The following is a 20,376-nucleotide window of genomic DNA, read 5'->3' on the forward strand; positions in this document are numbered from 1 at the left end:
ATTATTTAATCAGTCCAAGCCAGGTGCCAAAAAGAAATTGTAATCTGCCAATTAATAAAGATAGCCGTGCCATTACGGTATAACCAAAGGAGGCGCCGAAACCCACCATAATAAAAATAATACCGACATAAGAAACCGGCTTAAGAATACCTTTGTGCTCTCTTGAGAAGAAGAAAAAGAATATCGTCGCAAGAACACCGATAAATATCAGAATCGCCCATAGTCCCTGCTGCCAGTTGGCAAATAAATGGGGATAGACGACTGTACCCTGGATTTGTTTAATCACATCTGCCTGTATTATTGCGGGAATGCTTACGCCTGAAGAAAAACCCAATGCGACTGCAATCGGAATTCTTACAAGCCAGGATAATTTGGGGATGAATCTACAGAAATAGAATAGGCCAATAATCATTGGAATTAACACAAGATAATTTCCGCCCTGTAAGGGCATTATCAATCTTGGTGTCAAAATGAGATGCCAGGTTACGGCAATCGCATAGCCATTTGCAACACCAACGAATAAATGTTCACAGAATCTATAAAATGGATTCTCTTTATACAGAAAAGAGAGAATCCCAATCGTCAAAAATGCACCAATCCATACCCAGGGGTCATGACTCACGGGTCCTCCTTGTTGCAAAATAACCAATATTGCCAATGACAACAAGAATAAGTATCGTAAGGTGAGCAATTGACTGAGAACTCATTCCCTTTGTCGCAGGTGTGGGACCGGTAAGATTATATTTTGTGTGCACAAGGTATTCATATTCAGAGGCACCCTTTAACCCTGCAATCATTCCACTCATCTGTCCGGTCTGTAGGAATGGATAAAAATCCGGGGCTGTAACTGCTGTTGCACCTGAACCGACCTTAACCCCAAATCTTGTGTTTGCATAAACGACCCAGGATTGGGGTATTGCGCTTCCTGCAATTGAAACAATAATGCCAATGTCATTATAATTTTTTATTTTCTTCATCATTTCAAGAGAGGCCGTTCTATTTTTGTAATAATCAGCGGGAAATGCCTGGCTGATATCAGAACCCATTCTCAATACTGCTGCAAGCCATAAAGGCGGAAATCCCAAAAAGACATAATCCCTTCCGTATATTAAGGAATCAGCATTGGTCATTGCTTGGCTATTGAATTCTTTGGTTACCTGGTCAAGTCCTTGTTTAGCAAGACCTGGACCCTGAATATAAGATGTCATTACGAGGACAGGAATTTTCCGTGCGAAGGCATGTCGTAAAAGGGCGATAAACATCGGATGGAGTTCGGGCATTGTCTGGGGGTCATAGTCAGCCGAGATTAAAATTCCCTGTGCTTCAGGGTCAATCTCTTCAATGACATCAAATAATTTCTGGGTATAAGGCATTACATTGGTCTTTATGCGAAAAGGAAATATGAGGGGAATCAATACCGATAGCCCAACGAGCAGGAATACAATCCTTCTATCAATCTTCAATAAATATTCCCAGAACTTCATATCTATACTCCTTTTTATTTAACCATTTAACCAATTATTATTTAACCAGCTTTTCATTTCCCACCCCCAAGCCAGTTTCTTTCAATACCGAGCATAATCTTTAATGATGTGGCGGCGACTCCAAGTCCTACACCAAAGAGGATTCCCCTCTTTGATGCAGTGTTAGGCACATCCATTATCCACTGGGCAAGATGGGGAAGTTTGGGAGAAATATAATAACCAATCGGCACAACGCCAACCATAACGATAAAGGCTGCGATAAGTAAGAGCGTCGCTTCAAATGTTCTTGCGCGGAATGCACGATATGCTGCGGATGACATAAAGAATGCTAATAGCGCAAACATTGTTCCACCAAGGGGTGTGATTATATTGTCATATATCGTCTGGATTGAATATTTTATGACAATTAATTTATTTCCTATCATAATCTGTGGTTGAACTGGTAAAGGTCCCTTTCCTTCCATTCCACCGAATAATCCAATGATTGCGACAATCAATATAGAAATGAGTGTAACCCAGGAATATTGCCAGTGCTCCCTTTTTCTTTGAATCTTGTCAATGTGGTGGTTTATTAGACTTCCGAGTCCAAGGACCAATGCAAACGAGGCAATAATTCCAAGCCAGTCCAGGAAGTTCATATAGATTTCTTTGGATATTTTATGGGGAATGAAGAATTGGATAAGCATGGCAATGCCAATTATTAAAACAATCATTAAAGGGATTGTTCTCTGCATAAAACCTCCTTTTCAGCCAGAGGCTGAAACATCGATTTAAACGAATATTGAAACGGATTCACACGGATATTTTTCTTTCTGTATAGCCATTTAGTTAATTTACTAAACTTATTCATTGTATGTTAAACAAATTAAATACTGGAATCCCTAATTTCAGTAATGCAAGGAATGTTGCTATAATCATAATCCCTGCAATAACAAGTTTACAATAATCCTGGCTCTTCAATGCGGCAAGGAGTGTCGGATTCCTTGAGATATATGCACTCGCTGCATATAGTTCTTCACCAATAAGTGTATAATCACAGGCAGTTATAAAAAACGGCAGCTGTGTAACTGCATCAGTCCCGGCAATCTGTATTGCCCCGGTTGATGCGCCGCTTTCTGCCATAATCAGGGATTCTGCCCAGAACATACCCACTAAGAAATTTGTTGCCGGTTTTTCTCTTATCATTATTCCGCTCACTGCTGCAGCATAAGCAAACTGGGAATCGGTTACATAATAGACACTATCCGGATTGAATGCATCAGGCCTTCCCACTTTATTATATGATTCTTTTACAACTTCCCGTGCTACAGTAAAAACAATTGGGTCACGGTTTGGAACTATTAAAGGTGTATTATACTGAGCAGTCTTTTTGGCAACTTCACTGAGGATATTTAAAGAGGCAATTGTTGCAACATCGCTGATATCAGAAGTTCCAGGAACATATAATATCGGTCTTCCCATTTCGGTTGCCCTACCCACTGCCTCATCAATTGCTGACAATCCTGCGATGCGCCGCACGAAGATATCTTTTCCAGCTTTTTTTGTATATTCCATAAAAAATGTGACTAAAAAGATGAAGATGACAAGACCAATCAGGGCATTAATTCTACCGGTATGGAACCACTGGGGCGAGGCAATAACATAAGGCGTTGTCTCAGAAGAAATTTTTTCTCCTTCTTTTGTTATTGCGACTATGCGATATGCATAAGGTATTCCATTGTAAATACCAACTCTATCTTGAAAGGTGTTTACATGTGTCCCCAGTCTTGCATAAACACCATAATTACCGCTATCCTTTTCTGCCCGCATTACATAATAGCCCAAAAATTCAGGTGGTTCTTTTGATTTTTTCCACGAAAGAGAGACCATCCTCTTTTCATCAATGATTGTATCCTTTTCAATTTTGAATGGAATTGAGACTCCTTTTACTGCCCTTGCTTCATAAATATATTCTTTATCTGGTTCGGCTGTACCATCAAGAAATTTTTCTTCATCCGGTGCAGTGTAATCAACATATTTGAAATTTTCAGCACTATCTTTTTCAGCACGATAAATAAGGGTCAGGTCATAATTCTGACCCACTACTTTTGGGTTCAGTTTCCACTCTATCTTTATTACCCTGCCGGTCATTCCTATTGAATCCGCAACAATCTTTGCCGGCATTATAATCTGATAATTTTTTTCAATGTAGTAATGATATTCAATATCTTTTTTTACAATTGTATCGGTGTAAGAAAAGGTATCCTTGAAAGCAGCAATAGAATCATAGGCAAGGCGTAGTAATGCATAACTCTTTATCATATCAAAATTCGGAGATGGTTCCCAGTTTATCTTAAATCCCCCACCTTCATCATTTGGAATATCATAGGCATATACAAATTTGGGAGTGCCAATCGTAAAGAGTGGGGCGGATGGTTCTGAAAATATCCGTTCGTTATCTTTTAGCCCTGCGACCTTATAAAAATATTTTACCCCATCCTTCATCGTTGTATCACGAAAACTATTTTGATATTTATCCACACTGCCGATGAGTTCATAATCACCATTCTTTTCAGTTCGCCAGACTTCGTAGGTCTCGCCAAGGTATAAATCGTTTGGCCTTTTCCATTTTATAATAATACTTTTATTAATTGTATCTTTTATAATATGATAACCGATTGAGACAATTTTTAGAAAATTCTTCTGATGATTATATTCCTTCATTCTTTCTCTTTTAACTATATCGTAGAGATATTCATTATCAGTCTTGATATTGTTATCAATGAAGATAGTATCCTGAAAGACAGTCTTTAACAGCGTATATTTTGAGCGGTAGATTTCAAATCTATCTACATCAATATCTTTCTTTATGTCCCAGGTGATTGTAATGCTGATACTATCTTGATTTATTATCTTCAAGGCTCTAACACTCTCAGGTGGGTTTAAATTCAAGAGCATAGTTATTATAAAAATGTTATTAAGCATAAACACCCCTTTTTAAAATTTTAAATATATTTCAATGTAGGGCAAACCTTTAGGTTTGCAATTATTTATGCAAGGCTAAAGCCTTGCCCTACAACTTTAAAAAAACTTAACCCTGTGGTCGGATTTATCCGACAGACTCTTAAGTATATTTATTATATTGGAAAAATCAAGTAAAGAATTGAATTATACTTCTTTAAACCAGCGTCCCAACCCAAACCTACTCAATTATATTTTTAGGTATTTAGGTATTTTGGACTTTTAGGTATTTATTTTATTATACCAAGCCAGGGACCCAATAGGAATTGCAGTCTGCCAATCAATAGAGAGACCCTTGCCATAACTGTATAACCGAATGCTGCGCCGAAGCCAATCATAATAAATATTATGCCGATGCGGGATGTGACCTTTAGCACACCTTTGTGTTCTTTAGAAAAGTAGAAATATGAGAGCGTGCACAGCACACCAATAAATAAGATTATTGACCAGATAATTCCTGCATTCCCGGCATGCCAGGCAAGAAAGTTTTCTTTGGTAAGAATTGTTCCCTGAATCTGTTTGATGATATTCGCCTGAATACCTGCCGGGATTGAGGCACCCGTATAATAACCAATGGTAATGCCGATTGGTATGCGCACGAGCCAGGAGATCTTCGGTATGAAGCGTGTGAAATATAGCACACCGATTATGAGTGAGATGATATAAAGCAATTTACCCTGTCGGAATAATGGGTCAAAGAGTGAAGGAACCAAGATATTGTGCCAGTAGAATGTAACTGCATAGCCATTTGCTGCACCTACAAAGACATGTTCGGCAAATTTATAAAATGGGTTATCTTTGTAAAGGAATGAAAAAATTGCAAGGCTTAGAAGTGCACTGATCCATACCCAGGGGTCTAATGAGATATTCACTTCTGCCTCCTTTTTATGAAATAACCAATATTACCAATGATAATAAAAGCCATCATTACAAGATGGGCATAGGTAAGTGAAGGTAATGCCTCACTTGCCTTTCGGCGTTTATAGATATTTAAACGCGATTCCACAAGTTCTTCATATTCTGCCGCACCCTTCATTCCCACCATCAGTCCGCTGAATTGCCCGGTCTGGAGATAAGGATAATAATCGCTCGCTGATACCGCAGTGCAGCCAACGCCAACCTTTAGTCCGAAGCGATTCTGGGCATAACCAACCCACCATAATGGAGGGTCGCCACTGCTTATTGATATCAACAATTCTACCTGATTATAATTTTTTATCTTCTTCATCAAGGGGAGTGTATCGGTCTGATTTCCATAATAATCCTTTTTGTAAACATTCGTAATACTCTCACCCATTCCAAGTATAGGCACAAGGGGTGGTGGTTGCCAGCCCAAAAAGACATAATCCCTTCCATATATTATACTATCTTCATAAGTTTTTGCAGTTGAATTATATTCGCTAATGACCTGGTCAAATGCGGACTTGGCAAGTCCCAATGGCTGGACATAGAGACTCAATCCCAGGACTTTGATTCGTTTATTAAATGCATGTCTCAAAATTGCCAGTGCCATTGGTTCCAATTCTGGTTGTGTCTGCGGGTCATAGTCAAAGTCAATCATTAAGACTTTATCAGAATGGATTGTATCAACTGCAGTGAATAACTTCTCAACTGGTGGCATTACCCGGACATGCTGGGCAGAAGGAATCACCAGGGGTAATATCACAACTACTGCCAGGACAAGATAGATTATTCTTCGGTCAATCTTCAACATTAAATCAAATATCTTCATTCACCACCTCCAAGCCAGGAGCGTTCAATACCTAAAAGAATCTTTAATGCAGTAGCAAGAGAACCAAGGGCAATCCCGAATGCTATGCCCCGTTTGCCGGCGACATTCGGCACATCCATTATCCACTGGGCAAAAGAAGGAAGTTTTGGTGAAATCTGGTTACCGAGGGGAAGGATTCCAATCATTACAATAAACGCCGAGAGCAAAAGCAGGGTTGCCTCGGTTGAGCGGGCACGGAAAGAGCGGTATGCTGCAGATGCCATAAAGAAAGAAAGTAGCGCAAACATTGTAGCACCGAGCGGAACTTCTACATTGAGATAGATTGTTTGAATATCAAAATGGAAATTACCAATCTTTGTAGGCAGTGGTCCGGTACCAGCAACACCGCCGAAGAGCCCAATTATTGAGGTGAGAAAGAATGTTATCAAAAGAACCCAGGAGTATTGCCAGTTTTCCCTATGGTGCTGGATTTTGTCAAAATGGACACGCAGGAGACTTCCCAAACCTAAGACAAGGGCAAAGGCAGCAAGGATTCTCAATAAATCATTACGCAGAAATTCATCGGTATGCTGGACTGAAGGATGGGGAACGATGAATGGAATTATACCCAGAATTCCAAAGATAAAAACGAGTATTAAAGGAAATGTTCTCTGCATATTTTCTCCTTTATTTAAATAGAGCCAAGACCGGGAATTTTGTTAATAATCCAATAATTGAGGCACATATTAAAAGCCCGGCAATTATCAATTTTCCCCAGTCTTCACCCTTTATTGCACCCATTAAGAGTGGTTCTCGTGAGATATAGGCACTTGCAGCATAGAGTTCTTCACCGATCAGTGTATAATCACAGGCAGTTACAAGAAATGGCAACTGGGCAAGTGAATCAGTTCCGCTGATCTGAATCGCACCAGTTGAGGCACCGGTCTCAGCAAGAATTAGTGATTCAGCATAGAATGTTCCAATGAGAAAGTTTGTTGCGGGTCTTTCCCTCAACATTATTCCATCAAGTGCGGCCGCATAGGCAAACTGGGAATCGGTAACAAAATAGATATTCTCCGGGTCAAATGCATCAGGCCTGCCGACCTTTGTATAAGATTCTTTCACAATTTCCCTTGCTACAGTATAAACAATCGGGTCATAATGGGGATTTATCAACTTTGTATTATACTGGGCAGTCTTTTTTGCGACTTCGCCAAGGATATTTAAAGATGCAATCGTTGCAATCTGTTCAATATAGCCAATACCAGGGCAATATAGTATTGGTTTTCCCATTTCAGTTGCCCTGCCTACCGCTTCATCAACTGCCTGGAGTCCGGAGATCTTTCTTATATAAAGTTCCTTCCCTTTACGTGCCTGGGAAATGAAATAAAGAATTATGCCACCGAGAATAATAAGGGCAATGATGATATTGATTTTATTGCGGTCTATCCATTGGGGAGCGCTCGTTGCTGGAGAAGATATTTCTGAAAATGCCCTCAATGTATCCTTTAGTGCTGCTATTTTATAATAATATTTCTTTCCATCTTCAGTCTGGTCATCAATTGAGTTTCTGCTTTTGCCAATAAAACCTATCTTTTCAAAATCCGCTCCATTCTCACTCCGGTAGATTTCATAACCATCAATAATGGCATCATCCGGAGATAACTGCCATTCTATTATTAAAACACCACCGCCATCATCAGGTGCATCATAAGCCCGCACCTGAGCGGGTGGGGAGAGGGTAAATAATAGGATTAAAAACATAAAACCCCCTTTGTGGTTTTGTTAAGCGTCAATCGGTTGCGAAATGCGTTTCATGATCTTCTGACGGTTTCTTCTTTCGCGTTCCAAAAGATTGCCAGACAACGCTAAGGTTATATAACTGTCTAGAGATTTTATCGTAAATATCAATGAGTTCATTGACTAACTCAGGTTGAATTTTGTATACATCACGCACATGACTTAAAGAGACGATAGTTTCATTACTTTCTCCAGCTGCATCATCAAGATACTTCTGGAAGGCTTTGGGTTGGTGTCTTTTTGCGAATCCTTCAGCAATTAGACGCGGAACTGCTTTAGTTGAGCGGCGCAACTGATCAACAAGGTCAAATTGCTCACATTTGGGAACTTTGGGAATAATTTCTGTCAAAATGATTACTGATGCTTTGTACGAATTCTGATAAACCTCAAGGTCTGTAAAACTTCTTATTTTTTTACGCATTACAACTCCCTTTTAGCGAAACCGTTGCGCTTTTCGCAACCGACAAACGAAATTGTCTATTTTTCTCTGCAAATACAATTTTTTCTTCTGCATTTAGGGCAACCACGGATATACTTCTCCATCGCTTTTTCTGCATTAATTCCAAGAATTGAACCCACGGACAAAAGCCAGGCAAGGCAATCTGCGAATTCTTCGTTTATCATCTTTTTGTCTTTTTTCCGAATTGCCCTTGCCAGTTCACCAATCTCTTCAATTAGCCAGTTAAAGGTCTTATCAAGACCCCTTTTTGAGTCCTTTTTAAAATATATCTTTTCAATGAGTTTCTGGTATTCATTTAAATCCATACCCACTCCCTATAATTAAAAAAGGGAAGGGCATTTATGCCCTTCCCTTCTATTTTTAGTCAATTTCAACCCTTAGAATGCACCCTTATAATCATCCCAGGGTTCGCCACCGATGCCGTTTCCATTGCCGTCAAGGTTATATCCATTTGTCGCCTTAACCTCTTTTGATACGAAGACCCTTCTACCTCCACCGATTGTCCTCTTGAAGTAATAGTCAATTATTGTTCTATCACCAGCATTATTTGTATATATCCTCATATCACCAGGAACATAACCGGTATTGTCGTATACATATATATTGCTTGAAGTGATTGTGGCATTATCAATGAGTCTTGAGAATGTAATCATTACGCCACTTGTACCAATCGCTGTAACATTTTGGACTCTTGGTGGATTATTCGGATCATCAACCCTGAAATAAGACTCAAGGTCTGGCTCTGCTTCTTCAGGACCATCATTGTCACCATCAAGACATAATAAATATGCAGGTGTCTTTGAATCTCCGAGTCTCTTTATATTTTTGCAGACGACGGTGATTGTATAATTCTTTCCGGTTGTCAATGGATTGACAGGTTGTAGGATAATGCCGTAGGGGTCGCGGGATACTATATTCAGGGTAATTGCCCCACCGCCTTCCTGGGTAAGTTTTATGTTACTTGCGTTTAGTGTATTTGTATCCATAGGCGATACTGCAGGGAATCCAATCTGTATCTGTGGTGTAGTATTGTTCATTGCAACCGTATCCGGTGAGAAGCTTGCAATCGTAGGCTGGAATGTTGCAACGAGTGTATCAGAGAGAGGTGCAGTCCAGAAGGTAGAATGGTAATCATCATAAGGTGTCCCATCAGCAAAATCATCATTATCTCCATCCAGGGGTGAACCGTAAAGATTTTTCATTCCTTCAGAGCCAGAGACGAGGCGGAGCAGGAATGAGCCTGAATCCGGAACATCAGAAATTGAAATGTAAAGCGTTCTGATTTCCTGATAGTACTCGGCTGTTATCTTATCCGCAGATATTGTGCTGTTTGTTCTTACATCAAGTATGATTATGTTATCCTTTTTCGTTACACTTGCTGGATCCATATAATCAGAAAAATGCACCGTTATCAAACCCTGAATTCCCGGTGTACTTCCATTCTCATCGGTCATCTGGGTGTAGTTCGCAGGCGATATGCTCGTCACTGTGGGTAAATTTCCTGCGCCAATTCCCTGTGGCATATCTGGGTCTGGTGAAAGAATATTCTCTGCCTTCTGGCAGGCAATCATTGTTAACAAAATTAGACTGAGGATATAAAGTTTTTTCATTTTATCCTCCTAAAATTTTAATGTTGCTGAAATTCTCCAGTTTTCTAAATTGGTGAGTTCACTGAATCCCATTATATCAATCTGAAGGTTATCTGTGACATTCCAGCCAATTCCATAGAAATAATCGGTATTTGGTGTATTTACTTTTTGTGTTTCATCAGAGCCGATTGGTGCTGGATTAGGGTCGATAAGGTCTTCGGTAACCGCACCTGTGCCATCAACAGTTCTCGTCCTTTGCGGTTCATACTGAACGAGTTCTGTAACTGTGGTAATATCATCCATTGTATATGTATGCCTTGCACCAAGCCTGAAGGTAAGTTGCGGGAAGAGATTGAATTCTACACCGACCGGCAGTTCAATTGTTCTTGATACACCGGTGACTTTGGTCATCCAGGTCTCACTTGACCAGACAGTAGTCACATAGTCATCAGGGTCAAATGAGATCCCGTCATTATCATCATAGACCCTTACTGATACCGTTGTATCTTTGGCAAGCGTAGAATCAAAGACGGAATTATTTATAAACATTGCGCCAAAACCGATTCTTAATTTCTCTGAGATTTTAAATAAGTGTTTTGTGCCAATCTGAAATCCCTTTATGTTAGAAGAGCCATTATAATAGGTAAAGGTATTGATTGTATCCCACGTGAACTGTGCCATAATGTTATCCCTTGTTTTGTAGTAATGGTCTATTGCATCATCACCGTATCCGAGCGACTGGGTAAAGAAACCGAGATAATATCTTCCCTGAATATTTTCATTATAATTGTAAAAGGCACGCAGGTTTACAGTGATGATATTGCCTGATTGTTTTTGATTTGATGAGTCGAGGATATTGGCTCGGGTATAGAATGTATTTGTATCTGCAGGCTGGGTATAGATTGCTGAATCACCAGCTATATTTGCGTTATATCCATAACCAAGAAATCCAAAACCAGCAAGGAGTCCAATTGAGAGTTTTTCCATATCCTTCCAGATACTGAATAAAATATCATTCTCACCATAATTATTATTTTCATCACCAGAGAATTTTGCGCGGTTGATCAGTGTGAATGAATTTGTAGTGAGGTCTTCTATTGTGTAATCATAGGTAAAGTTATTATCAGGGTCTGTAGAGATATATTTGCTATTTACCCTTAGATAGCCAAGTCCGAGGCGGAGATTCTCAAGTTTATAACCCAATCCTATGAACATATTGTTATCTTTTATCTGTTCATAGGCAGAACGGGTCTCGGTCTCAATTGTCCTGCGGTCAAATATACCATTATTATCGGTATCATCCCAGTCAATGGTTGTCAATTCTCCATCACCATAAATTTGATTACCATTTGGATCAAATAGGCCAGTTGCCAGCGCAGTTTTATCAACGCTGTGGTCATAGACCATTCCGGGATAAAATTTGCCAAAGTTTGTCGTACCACCTATAAGGATATATGGGAGACTACCGTTAGAAAAGAGATTCTCATTACCGCTGACAAAGTTTGATAGACTCGTCCATAACCGAGAACCCTGTATTTCACAGATCCTTGCCGGGTCAAAGAGCAGGTCATAATCATCTTCAAATAGACCAGCAGTGGACTGGTATCTAAAAGACTCGTAGACCAGTCCAGAAGACAGCGATAACATTATCGCTATTATCAAGGCATATCTCATTTTACCTCCTTTTTGTTATGCCACTTTTGTTAAAAACCTTTATTATTTTTTTGCCAATCACCTCCCTTCATTTGCCGAAATTATAATGATTTTTTTAAAAAAGTCAAGGTTTAAGTGTATTTGATTTTATGCGGTATTTTACTGCCAGGCGCCATAAACCGAATGGTATATAAAATCCCAATAACGCAAAAATGGTTGTTACTGTTATTATTAACCCGATAGCGAATGGTTTTGATTTATATTCAAATACTACGCTGTGTTTGCCCTGGGATAAAAATACTGCCCGGAAGGTATAATTCGCACGGTGTAATTTCCCTTCTTCTCCATCTACATAGACCCGCCAGTCGGGATGCCAGTTATCAATTAATAAAAGAAAACCTGGATGCGGTGAGTCGGTTTCTATGATTATCTGATTGGGAGTATATTTTTTTACTACTGCCTCAAGCATAGACGGTTTTTTATCAGGGTGGGGATATGTGACACTGTCTTCAAGAATTATCATTTCTTTGGGGTTAAAGACAGGCGACTTCATAAAGTCAATTATCTTTTCTGGGGACATAATAATATAATCTGGAATGAGGCATGCCCTGGGCAGGACGCTATCATTCTGATATACGGTATGCTGATAACCTTTATAAACCGGTCTGAATCTTGATAAATAACTTTTTATCATCAGGATAATTCGCTGTGAATTTTGGTCATATCCTGAAATATCGTCGGGCAGATTAGGGGCAATGATATATTTTAGATTTAATATATCAACAAATTTTGGATACTGAATCAGATTTTGGGGATTGAACATTACACTCATCCCCGCACCAATCAAATCCTGATAGCGCTGGATCGGATTGGCAATATATCCACCTGCACTCTGGATATTGTGATATAATAGATATGAATCACGGTCGTGTTCACCACGGACACCATATTGAAAAGGAAATACCCGATATATTGTTTTATCATTCTTGAGAAAATTTACTACATCGTCTGCCTTATAATATATTTCCGGTGCTGGTCCTGAAGGTAAATATTTTGCCATAACCGGCATTTGATGGAGTAATGTTATACCAGAAAAAATAAGTGTAGCAGTTGAAATGCGAATTCTTTGATTTAATGATAAATAGATAAAAATAAGTGTTAAGATTACAATAATAGAGCTTATTATTGCTCCGTTATAATAAGATGGTAGATTCCTTTTGAGATAAGCAATTTTCTGTCCTGCTTCGGAATGTGCTATTGCCGGTGCAATTAAAAACAGAATGATGATAAAAAACCCAAGGATTATAATACCGGTGAGCATAAATTTCTTTTTATCAATCTTCTTCTGAATAATCAATTCTTCAAATCCTATTGCACCTATTACAACCATACTGAATGCGGCAATATAAAATGCAAGCCCGGGCGCACGCATTAATTTAAAGCCGGGGATTAGTTCATAGAAAATTCTGTGGACAAATGTTGCTCCACCAAAAGAATAAAAAAGTGCAATCAGTCCTGTGATGAAAAAAAATTTTAAATATTGTTTTTTCCAGCAAAAGAATAGGGCAAATACTACAAATAAAATTATCATTATTCCAAAGAATTCGGTATGGAGTTTCATAGGGTTGTGGCTCCAGTAGTTTTCAAGTCCACCGGAAAAATTAGGAACGAATAAATCAAAAATCTCTATCGGTGGCAAATTCCAGGATGCTGCATATTCATATCCCCGCTCAACACCCCGTGCAACCGTTTTCATCCCGCCGAGGACCGGTAGCCATACCACTGCCATCAACAAAAAGATAAGGGCAATAGAAAGGAATCCATAACCAAATATTTTTCCATAATCTTTTTTTGTCAGCTCTTTTCTATGGGTTATAATAAAGTGGATTACATAAGCAACAAGTACAATAAGACTATAATATGTGAGCTGGAAATGTCCCTGATAAAAGGCGAAGGCGATTGATATACCGAGCAAGATGAAAAAATTAAATTTTCTTGTAAATAAAGACTTGTGAAGGAAGAATAGAATCAACCCGAATATTGCAACACTCGCTGCCCTTCCAGCATGCCCTGCTTCAGGTGTCGTTGCAAGGTTACCAATCCATTGATAGACAAATGCGCCCACTGCTGCAGAATATTTTGAAAGATCGAGTTCTTTCAGATAAAGATACATTCCAAGTCCGGCAATGAAAAAAAGGATTATAAATATTAAACAATGGACGATATGTGGTGGAAAGAAGTGTTTTAACAGGGCAAGGGGTGCCAATTGTCCACCAACCGGGGCACCGAGTGCAGGAAATCCACCAAAGACCATTGGATACCAGAATACAAACCCACCATTTTCAATTGAGTATTTTTCAAAAGGATAGCCATCAAGCAAATAATCTGAACCTGCAATCATTTTGTCGGGTGATAAGAATTGCGCGAAATATATAAACGGAAGTAAAAACAAAAGGATAATAATAATTTTATCCCAGTTTTTTTCTATAAAATTATCTTTTTCGGATTTTTGTTTTGGTTTTTCTTTTTTCGCCATTAAACAAAGTATAGCCAAATCCTTTATTAAGTCAAGGATCGCAATTTTTTGATACCCTTGACTTTTTGTCTTCGGAAATTATAATATATATGGATAATCTATGGAAAAAAGAAGCTCAATATACCATGGTTTAGGAGTAAGTCCAAGCATAATGCATTCTTTAACTTACTATTTAAAATTATTGGAGATGCCTAATCTTGAACTTGAAGCCCTGGTGCGGCAGGAACTTGATACGAATCCATTACTGGAAGAAGTTGAAGAAGTGCCGGAACTGGAATCAGAAGAAAATGAAATGGATAAAAAGAGTAAAAATGAAGACTTTGACCTTCTTGATTTTTATGCCCGTGAAGACCTTTCTAATACATCTGATTATTCTGAGGAAGAACAATTAGACCTTTTTGAGAATACACCAGCCCAAAATGACAAATTATACGACCATCTTATGAAACAGGCGGAAAGAAGATTTGCTGGAAAAGAACTTGAAATTGCGGAGCTGATTATATCAAATATTGAGGATGATGGTTATCTCACAGTATCCTTAGAAGAACTTGCCAGCGAAGGATATAATTTGGATGAAATAGAGAAAGTGCGAAAGGAAATACAGTTTTTTGAACCGGTGGGCTGTGCATGGCGTGATGTGCGCGAACCACTCCTTGCTCAATTAAAAAATCTTGGTTATGCATCGGATTCAATTGAGGCAATTTTGGTCAGAGATTATTTAAAAAACTTACGCACTGGAAACCTGAGAGAATGCCTTGAAACTTTAAATATTGATGAAACACGGTTCAATCAGGCAAAACAGGTTATAATGAAACTTGATCCTAAACCCGGTTTGCGGTATTCATATTTTGATTCACCATATGTTTATCCCGATTTTATAGTTTTCTGGCAGGATAATGAACTTAGTGTTCGTCTCAACGAAGAGAATATACCAAAGATAAGAATAAAAAGAGAATATCTTGAGAAAATAAATCAGAATACTGATGATGTTGAATTTATAAAACAGAAATTGAAATCTGCTTATAATTTGATTCGTGCGATTGAAAAAAGAAGAATTACCTTGAATAAAATTACAAAAATGCTCCTTGATTATCAAAAAGAATATTTTTTGAAGGGTGATAGTTTTTTGAAATCAATTACAATAGTAGATTTTGCAAAGCAATTAGGTGTTAATCCTTCAACGGTTTCAAGGGCAATCGCAAATAAATATCTTGAATCGCCGAGGGGAATACATAAGCTAAAATTCTTTTTCTCTGCACCGGTAGGCAGCACAGACAAGTCATATATATTTGATAAAATTAAAGAAACAATTCAAAACGAAGATAAAACATCTCCACTTTCTGATGTTCAGATTGCCAAAAAACTCGCGCGAATGGGTATCATAATCTCGCGCAGAACCGTGACTAAATACAGGGAGATGTTAAATATTCCACCCCATAATCTTCGTAGAATTTAATATTCAAAACATAAAAAATTTGCTATTATTTGGACTCATAATTTTTATATAATTCCTGAATTAATGCCATTGCATCGTGATTAATTAAAATTAAATTGATATTACCTCTGGTTCTTTTTGCTTGATTTCTATACAGAAATTAGTATACTTGAATTAAAGGAGTATTTATGTTAGGATATTATCGGTTTCCAAGTATAAATAATGATACAATTGTTTTTGTTAGTGAAGATGATTTGTGGATTGTGCCACTAAAGGGTGGTGTTGCCCATCGTTTAACATCAAATTTGGGTAGAATTGGAAATTGTAGTATTTCTCCTGATGGTGAATATATTGCATTTACAGGTAGGGAGGAAGGGTCTAACGAGGTATATTGTATTTCAATCAAAGGTGGTATCGCAAAAAGGCTTACCTTCCTCGGTGCAAATACAACTGTGCGGGGCTGGACAAGGGATGGGGATAGAATCATATTTGCAAGTGATACAGGACAATGGTATCCAGGATTTACCTATATTTATACCGTTGATAAAAACAAGGATATCCCTAAGATAGTTCCGGTTGGACCGGCCAGGACGATTTCATATGGACCCAAAAAAGGTGTTGTCATAGGTAGAAATACTGCTGACCCTGCTCGCTGGAAGAGATACCGGGGTGGCACCGTTGGCGAGATATGGATTGACCCTGAGGAAAGAGGTAATTTTAGAAAACTTATAGATATAAAAGGAAATCTTGCTGACCCAATGTGGATTTGTGAGAGGATATATTTTATTTCAGACCACGAGGGTGTTGGTAATATCTATTCTTGCACAATCCAGGGTAGAGATTTAAAGAGGCACACAGACCATAAAGATTTTTATGTGCGCAATGCCAAGACTGATGGGAAGAATATTGTTTATCACGCTGGCGGGGACATATATGTGTTATATCCAGAAACGAACCGGGTAGAAAGGGTAAAAATAGATTTTCGGAGTCCCAGGGTTCAAACCCAACGCAAGTTTGTGGATGCGGGCAGATACCTTGAAGATTATGCTATCCATCCTGAAGGTGCCCGGGTTTGTGTTACAAGCAGAGGTAAAGTTTTTTCAATGCCTAACTGGGAAGGGCCTGTGATACAAAATGGTTCAAAACCCGGTGCACGTTATCGGCTTGGTAGATGGCTTTATGACGGTATGAGACTTATCGTGGTGACGGATGAGAAAGGAGAAGATTCACTGCAGGTTCATTATAATGATGGAAAGCGTATAGTTAATTTGCCTCCGATGGATATTGGAAGACCAATTGAACTTGAACCTTCGCCGAAAGAACCTCTCGTTGCTTTAACTAACCATAGAAACGAATTGATTGTTGTGAACTTGAAGTCAAAAAAGCGCATAATTGTTGATAAAAGCAAATATCGGAGAATAACCGGGGTAACCTGGTCTTCGGACGGTATCTGGATTGCATATAGTTATCCTGATTCTGAAAGGACATCCTGTATCAAACTTGCAAATGTCATTGAAAAGAAGACTTATTATGCTACAAAGAGCGTTCTTTACGACTTTGCTCCAAGTTTTGACCCTGATGGGAAATATCTGTATTTTTTATCGGCACGCCATTTTGATCCAGTCTATGATACAATGCAATTTGAGTTAAGTTTTCCCTGTCATATAAAACCTTATCTGGTTCTGTTGAGAAAAGACCTTACCGACCCATTTAAATATACAAAGTCAGCACCCCAGGGGATGGATATGGGTTTTGACATCCCGAAAATAGAAAAAGGTAAAAAGCAGGTAAAGAAAATAAATATTGATATTGAGGGTATTACCGATAGAGTGGTTCCATTACCTGTCGCCCACGGTATCTATAAACAAATCAAGGGGATAAAAGATAAAGTATTATATACGATTTTTCCTATCACTGGTGGAAAGGCAGAGTGGTTTACAGATGAAATACCCGCAAATGGCACTCTTGGATTCTATGATTTTAAAGAGCAGAAAGAAGGTGTTATATTAACTGGTATAACAAATTTCAAGGTTTCGCAGAATAACGAAATAATAATATATCGCGCAAAGGACCGCCTGAGGATTATAAAGCCCATTGAAAAAATTGAACAGAAACTTGAAAAACAAGCGGTTGGACCCAAGAGCGGTTGGCTCGACCTTTCAAGAATAAAACTTCTTGTTGAACCGAGAATGGAATGGAAACAGATGTATCGAGATGCCTGGCGATTGCAACGAGACCATTTCTGGACAAAGGATATGTCAGGTGTGGATTGGAAAAAGGTATATGAAAAATATCTACCATTGCTTGATAGGATTGGAACCCGTTCTGAATTTTCTGATTTGATATGGGAAATGCAGGGTGAATTAGGGACTTCGCACGCCTATGAATGGGGCGGTGATTATCGTGAAGAACCAAGGTACACACAGGGATTCTTAGGCGCTGACCTTGTATATGACAAAAATAAAAATGCTTACCGAATTATGAAAATTATAAAAGGAGACCCCTGGGAGCCATATGCTAAATCACCTTTAATGGGACCTGGTCTGGATATTAAGGAGGGTGATATTCTACTTGAAATAAACGGTGTTGCACTGAGTAAAAAAATTCAACCCGGTGAGCTTCTTGTTAATCGCGCAAATACTGAAATTACAATAACCATTGCAAATTCCAATGGCAGAAATAAAAGGACATTTTCAATCAAAACACTTTCTGATGAGTCATCAGCACGGTACCGAGATTGGGTTGAGCATAATCGGGAATTAGTCCACCGATTAAGCAAAAATAAGATTGGTTATGTTCACATTCCTGATATGGGACCCCGGGGTTATGCAGAATTCCACAGATATTTTTTGAGTGAAATAAGATATACAGGATTGATTGTGGATGTTAGATTCAACCGGGGTGGCCATATCTCACAATTATTGCTTGAGCGATTAAGAAGAAAGAGGATTGGTTATGATATCACGAGATGGGGAACTCCAGAACCATATCCAAATGAATCGGTTCTTGGTCCAATTGTGGCGATAACCAATGAATATGCAGGTTCTGATGGTGATATATTCAGCCACGGATTTAAATTGTATAAAATTGGTCCATTGATTGGTAAGAGGACCTGGGGTGGAGTCATAGGCATTTCTCCTTATTACCGTCTTTCAGACGGTGGCTTGACGACACAGCCCGAATATTCATTCTGGTTTTTTGATGTGGGATGGGGTGTTGAAAATTATGGAACAGAACCTGATATTGAAGTGGAAATTACACCCACGGATTATTTAAAAAACAGAGACCCACAATTACTTACCGCAGTTAGAGAATGCATTAAGTTAATTAAAAAAACAAAGCCCAAAATACCAAATTTCGGGAAGAAACCGGTGTTAAGATTGCCCTGGTAAAATAAGATAAATAAAAAGCCCCTCTACTTGATTAGAGGGGCTTTCTATTATAATAAATGACTATTCGAGCACATAAATATTTCTCTTCTCGCAGATTTCTTTAAGTTCTTTGGGCCAGACCGTTACACTTACCTCACCGAGATGCGCGGTTCTTAGTATATACATATAGGTTCTTGATTGTCCTATGCCACCGCCGATGCTCAATGGAATTTTGTCATTCAATATTGCCTGATGATAAGGCAGTTTTAAAAAATCAAGTTGTCCGGTAATTTCAAGTTGTTTTTTGAGGGTCTCTTTTGTAACCCTGATACCCATTGAACTTAGTTCGTGACGTCTCTTTGTAACAGGGTTCCATACAAGTATATCCCCATTTAATCCATGCATGGGCCTGCCATCTTCAGATACTGTTTCGGTTACCCAATCATCATAATCAGCAGCTCGCATTTCATGCGGGTATCCATCTTTTAATGTCCAGCCAATACCGATTATAAATATTGCCGGGTATTTCTGCAAAATCGCTGTTTCGCGTTGTTTTCTTGGCATATCTGGATACATGTCAAGGATATCTTCTGCATGCAGGAAAGTGAGTTCTTCAGGAATTGGTGGGTACTTTGGATTTTTTAGTTCAGGCCAATTTTCCTGGGCAAATTTTGCTGCGCCATAAATAACCTTCCATATTTTCTTTACTATTTCCTTTAAAAATTTTAGATTGCGTTCTTCAGGGGTGATAACCCTTTCCCAATCCCACTGGTCAACATAACAAGAATGGTCGTGGTCCATAAAATAATCTTTACGAACCGCCCTCATATCTGTGCAAATTCCTTCACCAGGTTTGCATCCAAACTGGGCAAGTGCCATTCTCTTCCATTTTGTTGCTGCCTGGACAATCTGGGCTTCAATCGGTTTCTTCAAACCCAGTCCGCATTTAAATTCAATAGGTGTTCTTGAACCATCTCTATCAAGATAATCATTGACACCGCTTTCTTTTGTAACAATTAAAGGCACCTGAACCATAGTAAGGTTCAATTCCTTGCATAGATTCTTTTCAATGTATTCCTTTACTGCAAATAAAGCCTTCATCCTTTCCAGAGGGGGCAGAAGAGGTTTATAATCGTTCGGCAGTATCTTCTCCACCTCTTCGTATGTGCTCACACCAGGACCTGCCAGGTCTGCTTCTTTACCCGTTTTCTTAAGTTTTGTTGCTCCTTTTTTTGGCATTTTTGTCCTCCTTTCTCTTCATTTTATTTGGAATGCCGTTGTTTCATTAAAAAATTCCTGATTCGAAATCATCGGATTTTACTATGATATATTATCCA

The 20,376-nt window shown here is 38.7% G+C and carries 16 protein-coding genes; 2 read left to right on the forward strand and 14 right to left on the reverse strand.

Translation table 11 applies throughout. From position 1 onward, the window contains the following. Nucleotide 1: 1 nt before the first annotated feature. The 13 genes from ABIL69_00170 to ABIL69_00230 form a co-directional block, all read right to left on the reverse strand. Nucleotides 2-622, reverse strand: coding sequence for a hypothetical protein (locus tag ABIL69_00170; GenBank protein MEO0122410.1), 621 nt, complete (start codon nucleotides 620-622; stop codon nucleotides 2-4). After that, nucleotides 612-1,484, reverse strand: coding sequence for a hypothetical protein (locus tag ABIL69_00175; GenBank protein MEO0122411.1), 873 nt, complete (start codon nucleotides 1,482-1,484; stop codon nucleotides 612-614). Before ABIL69_00175 ends, ABIL69_00170 begins: the two co-directional genes overlap by 11 nt. Nucleotides 1,485-1,537: 53 nt before the next feature. Then, a complete protein-coding gene (locus ABIL69_00180; protein MEO0122412.1) occupies nucleotides 1,538-2,218 on the reverse strand; it encodes a hypothetical protein in 681 nt (226 codons plus the stop codon). 112 nt (nucleotides 2,219-2,330) lie between these two features. Beyond that, complete coding sequence (locus ABIL69_00185) at nucleotides 2,331-4,448, reverse strand: DUF6754 domain-containing protein (GenBank protein ID MEO0122413.1); 2,118 nt, start codon at nucleotides 4,446-4,448, stop codon at nucleotides 2,331-2,333. A gap of 266 nt (nucleotides 4,449-4,714) precedes the next feature. Beyond that, a complete protein-coding gene (locus tag ABIL69_00190) occupies nucleotides 4,715-5,356 on the reverse strand; it encodes a hypothetical protein (GenBank protein MEO0122414.1) in 642 nt (213 codons plus the stop codon). Then, complete coding sequence (locus ABIL69_00195; protein ID MEO0122415.1) at nucleotides 5,353-6,216, reverse strand: hypothetical protein; 864 nt, start codon at nucleotides 6,214-6,216, stop codon at nucleotides 5,353-5,355. Before ABIL69_00195 ends, ABIL69_00190 begins: the two co-directional genes overlap by 4 nt. Next, entirely contained in the window at nucleotides 6,213-6,872 is a 660-nt protein-coding gene (locus tag ABIL69_00200; protein ID MEO0122416.1) for a hypothetical protein, read from the reverse strand. The genes ABIL69_00195 and ABIL69_00200 overlap by 4 nt, the downstream gene beginning before the upstream one ends. Before the next feature lie 10 nt (nucleotides 6,873-6,882). Next, nucleotides 6,883-7,959, reverse strand: coding sequence for a DUF6754 domain-containing protein (locus ABIL69_00205; protein MEO0122417.1), 1,077 nt, complete (start codon nucleotides 7,957-7,959; stop codon nucleotides 6,883-6,885). Nucleotides 7,960-7,987: 28 nt separating this feature from the next. Then, the gene (locus ABIL69_00210; GenBank protein ID MEO0122418.1) at nucleotides 7,988-8,416 is read right to left on the reverse strand and encodes a four helix bundle protein; all 429 of its coding nucleotides are present in this window, start codon (nucleotides 8,414-8,416) and stop codon (nucleotides 7,988-7,990) included. Between the two features lie 56 nt (nucleotides 8,417-8,472). Continuing rightward, nucleotides 8,473-8,760, reverse strand: coding sequence for a MazG nucleotide pyrophosphohydrolase domain-containing protein (locus ABIL69_00215; protein ID MEO0122419.1), 288 nt, complete (start codon nucleotides 8,758-8,760; stop codon nucleotides 8,473-8,475). A 72-nt stretch (nucleotides 8,761-8,832) separates the two neighbouring features. Then, entirely contained in the window at nucleotides 8,833-10,065 is a 1,233-nt protein-coding gene (locus tag ABIL69_00220) for an Ig-like domain-containing protein (GenBank protein ID MEO0122420.1), read from the reverse strand. Between the two features lie 9 nt (nucleotides 10,066-10,074). Then, complete coding sequence (locus ABIL69_00225) at nucleotides 10,075-11,718, reverse strand: hypothetical protein (protein MEO0122421.1); 1,644 nt, start codon at nucleotides 11,716-11,718, stop codon at nucleotides 10,075-10,077. A 103-nt stretch (nucleotides 11,719-11,821) separates the two neighbouring features. Beyond that, a complete protein-coding gene (locus ABIL69_00230; protein MEO0122422.1) occupies nucleotides 11,822-14,233 on the reverse strand; it encodes a YfhO family protein in 2,412 nt (803 codons plus the stop codon). Between the two features lie 100 nt (nucleotides 14,234-14,333). On the opposite strand from ABIL69_00230, the gene rpoN reads away from it, so the two are divergent. Together rpoN and ABIL69_00240 are read left to right on the forward strand one after the other, a co-directional pair. Next, on the forward strand, nucleotides 14,334-15,689 hold the full coding sequence (rpoN, locus tag ABIL69_00235; protein ID MEO0122423.1) for an RNA polymerase factor sigma-54: 1,356 nt from the start codon (nucleotides 14,334-14,336) through the stop codon (nucleotides 15,687-15,689). 167 nt (nucleotides 15,690-15,856) lie between these two features. Beyond that, complete coding sequence (locus tag ABIL69_00240) at nucleotides 15,857-19,060, forward strand: S41 family peptidase (GenBank protein MEO0122424.1); 3,204 nt, start codon at nucleotides 15,857-15,859, stop codon at nucleotides 19,058-19,060. A gap of 60 nt (nucleotides 19,061-19,120) precedes the next feature. Here ABIL69_00240 and asnA read toward each other — a convergent pair whose 3' ends face one another. Next, on the reverse strand, nucleotides 19,121-20,278 hold the full coding sequence (gene asnA, locus ABIL69_00245; GenBank protein MEO0122425.1) for an aspartate--ammonia ligase: 1,158 nt from the start codon (nucleotides 20,276-20,278) through the stop codon (nucleotides 19,121-19,123). Between the last annotated feature and the right edge of the window lie 98 nt (nucleotides 20,279-20,376).

It is taken from the genome of candidate division WOR-3 bacterium (genome assembly GCA_039802005.1).
Classification (GTDB): domain Bacteria; phylum Hydrothermota; class Tepidihabitantia; order SM23-42; family JAOAFX01; genus JAOAFX01.

Excerpts from the sequence above, each read along its gene's own strand:
- asnA (MEO0122425.1), bottom strand. The coding sequence starts at position 20,278 with ATGCCAAAAAAAGGAGCAACAAAACTTAAGAAAACGGGTAAAGAAGCA.
- ABIL69_00195 (MEO0122415.1), bottom strand. The coding sequence starts at position 6,216 with ATGAAGATATTTGATTTAATGTTGAAGATTGACCGAAGAATAATCTAT.
- ABIL69_00175 (MEO0122411.1), bottom strand. The coding sequence starts at position 1,484 with ATGAAGTTCTGGGAATATTTATTGAAGATTGATAGAAGGATTGTATTC.
- ABIL69_00210 (MEO0122418.1), bottom strand. The coding sequence starts at position 8,416 with ATGCGTAAAAAAATAAGAAGTTTTACAGACCTTGAGGTTTATCAGAAT.
- ABIL69_00220 (MEO0122420.1), bottom strand. The coding sequence starts at position 10,065 with ATGAAAAAACTTTATATCCTCAGTCTAATTTTGTTAACAATGATTGCC.
- ABIL69_00230 (MEO0122422.1), bottom strand. The coding sequence starts at position 14,233 with ATGGCGAAAAAAGAAAAACCAAAACAAAAATCCGAAAAAGATAATTTT.
- ABIL69_00240 (MEO0122424.1), top strand. The coding sequence starts at position 15,857 with ATGTTAGGATATTATCGGTTTCCAAGTATAAATAATGATACAATTGTT.
- ABIL69_00215 (MEO0122419.1), bottom strand. The coding sequence starts at position 8,760 with ATGGATTTAAATGAATACCAGAAACTCATTGAAAAGATATATTTTAAA.
- ABIL69_00180 (MEO0122412.1), bottom strand. The coding sequence starts at position 2,218 with ATGCAGAGAACAATCCCTTTAATGATTGTTTTAATAATTGGCATTGCC.
- rpoN (MEO0122423.1), top strand. The coding sequence starts at position 14,334 with ATGGAAAAAAGAAGCTCAATATACCATGGTTTAGGAGTAAGTCCAAGC.
- ABIL69_00185 (MEO0122413.1), bottom strand. The coding sequence starts at position 4,448 with ATGCTTAATAACATTTTTATAATAACTATGCTCTTGAATTTAAACCCA.
- ABIL69_00225 (MEO0122421.1), bottom strand. The coding sequence starts at position 11,718 with ATGAGATATGCCTTGATAATAGCGATAATGTTATCGCTGTCTTCTGGA.
- ABIL69_00200 (MEO0122416.1), bottom strand. The coding sequence starts at position 6,872 with ATGCAGAGAACATTTCCTTTAATACTCGTTTTTATCTTTGGAATTCTG.
- ABIL69_00205 (MEO0122417.1), bottom strand. The coding sequence starts at position 7,959 with ATGTTTTTAATCCTATTATTTACCCTCTCCCCACCCGCTCAGGTGCGG.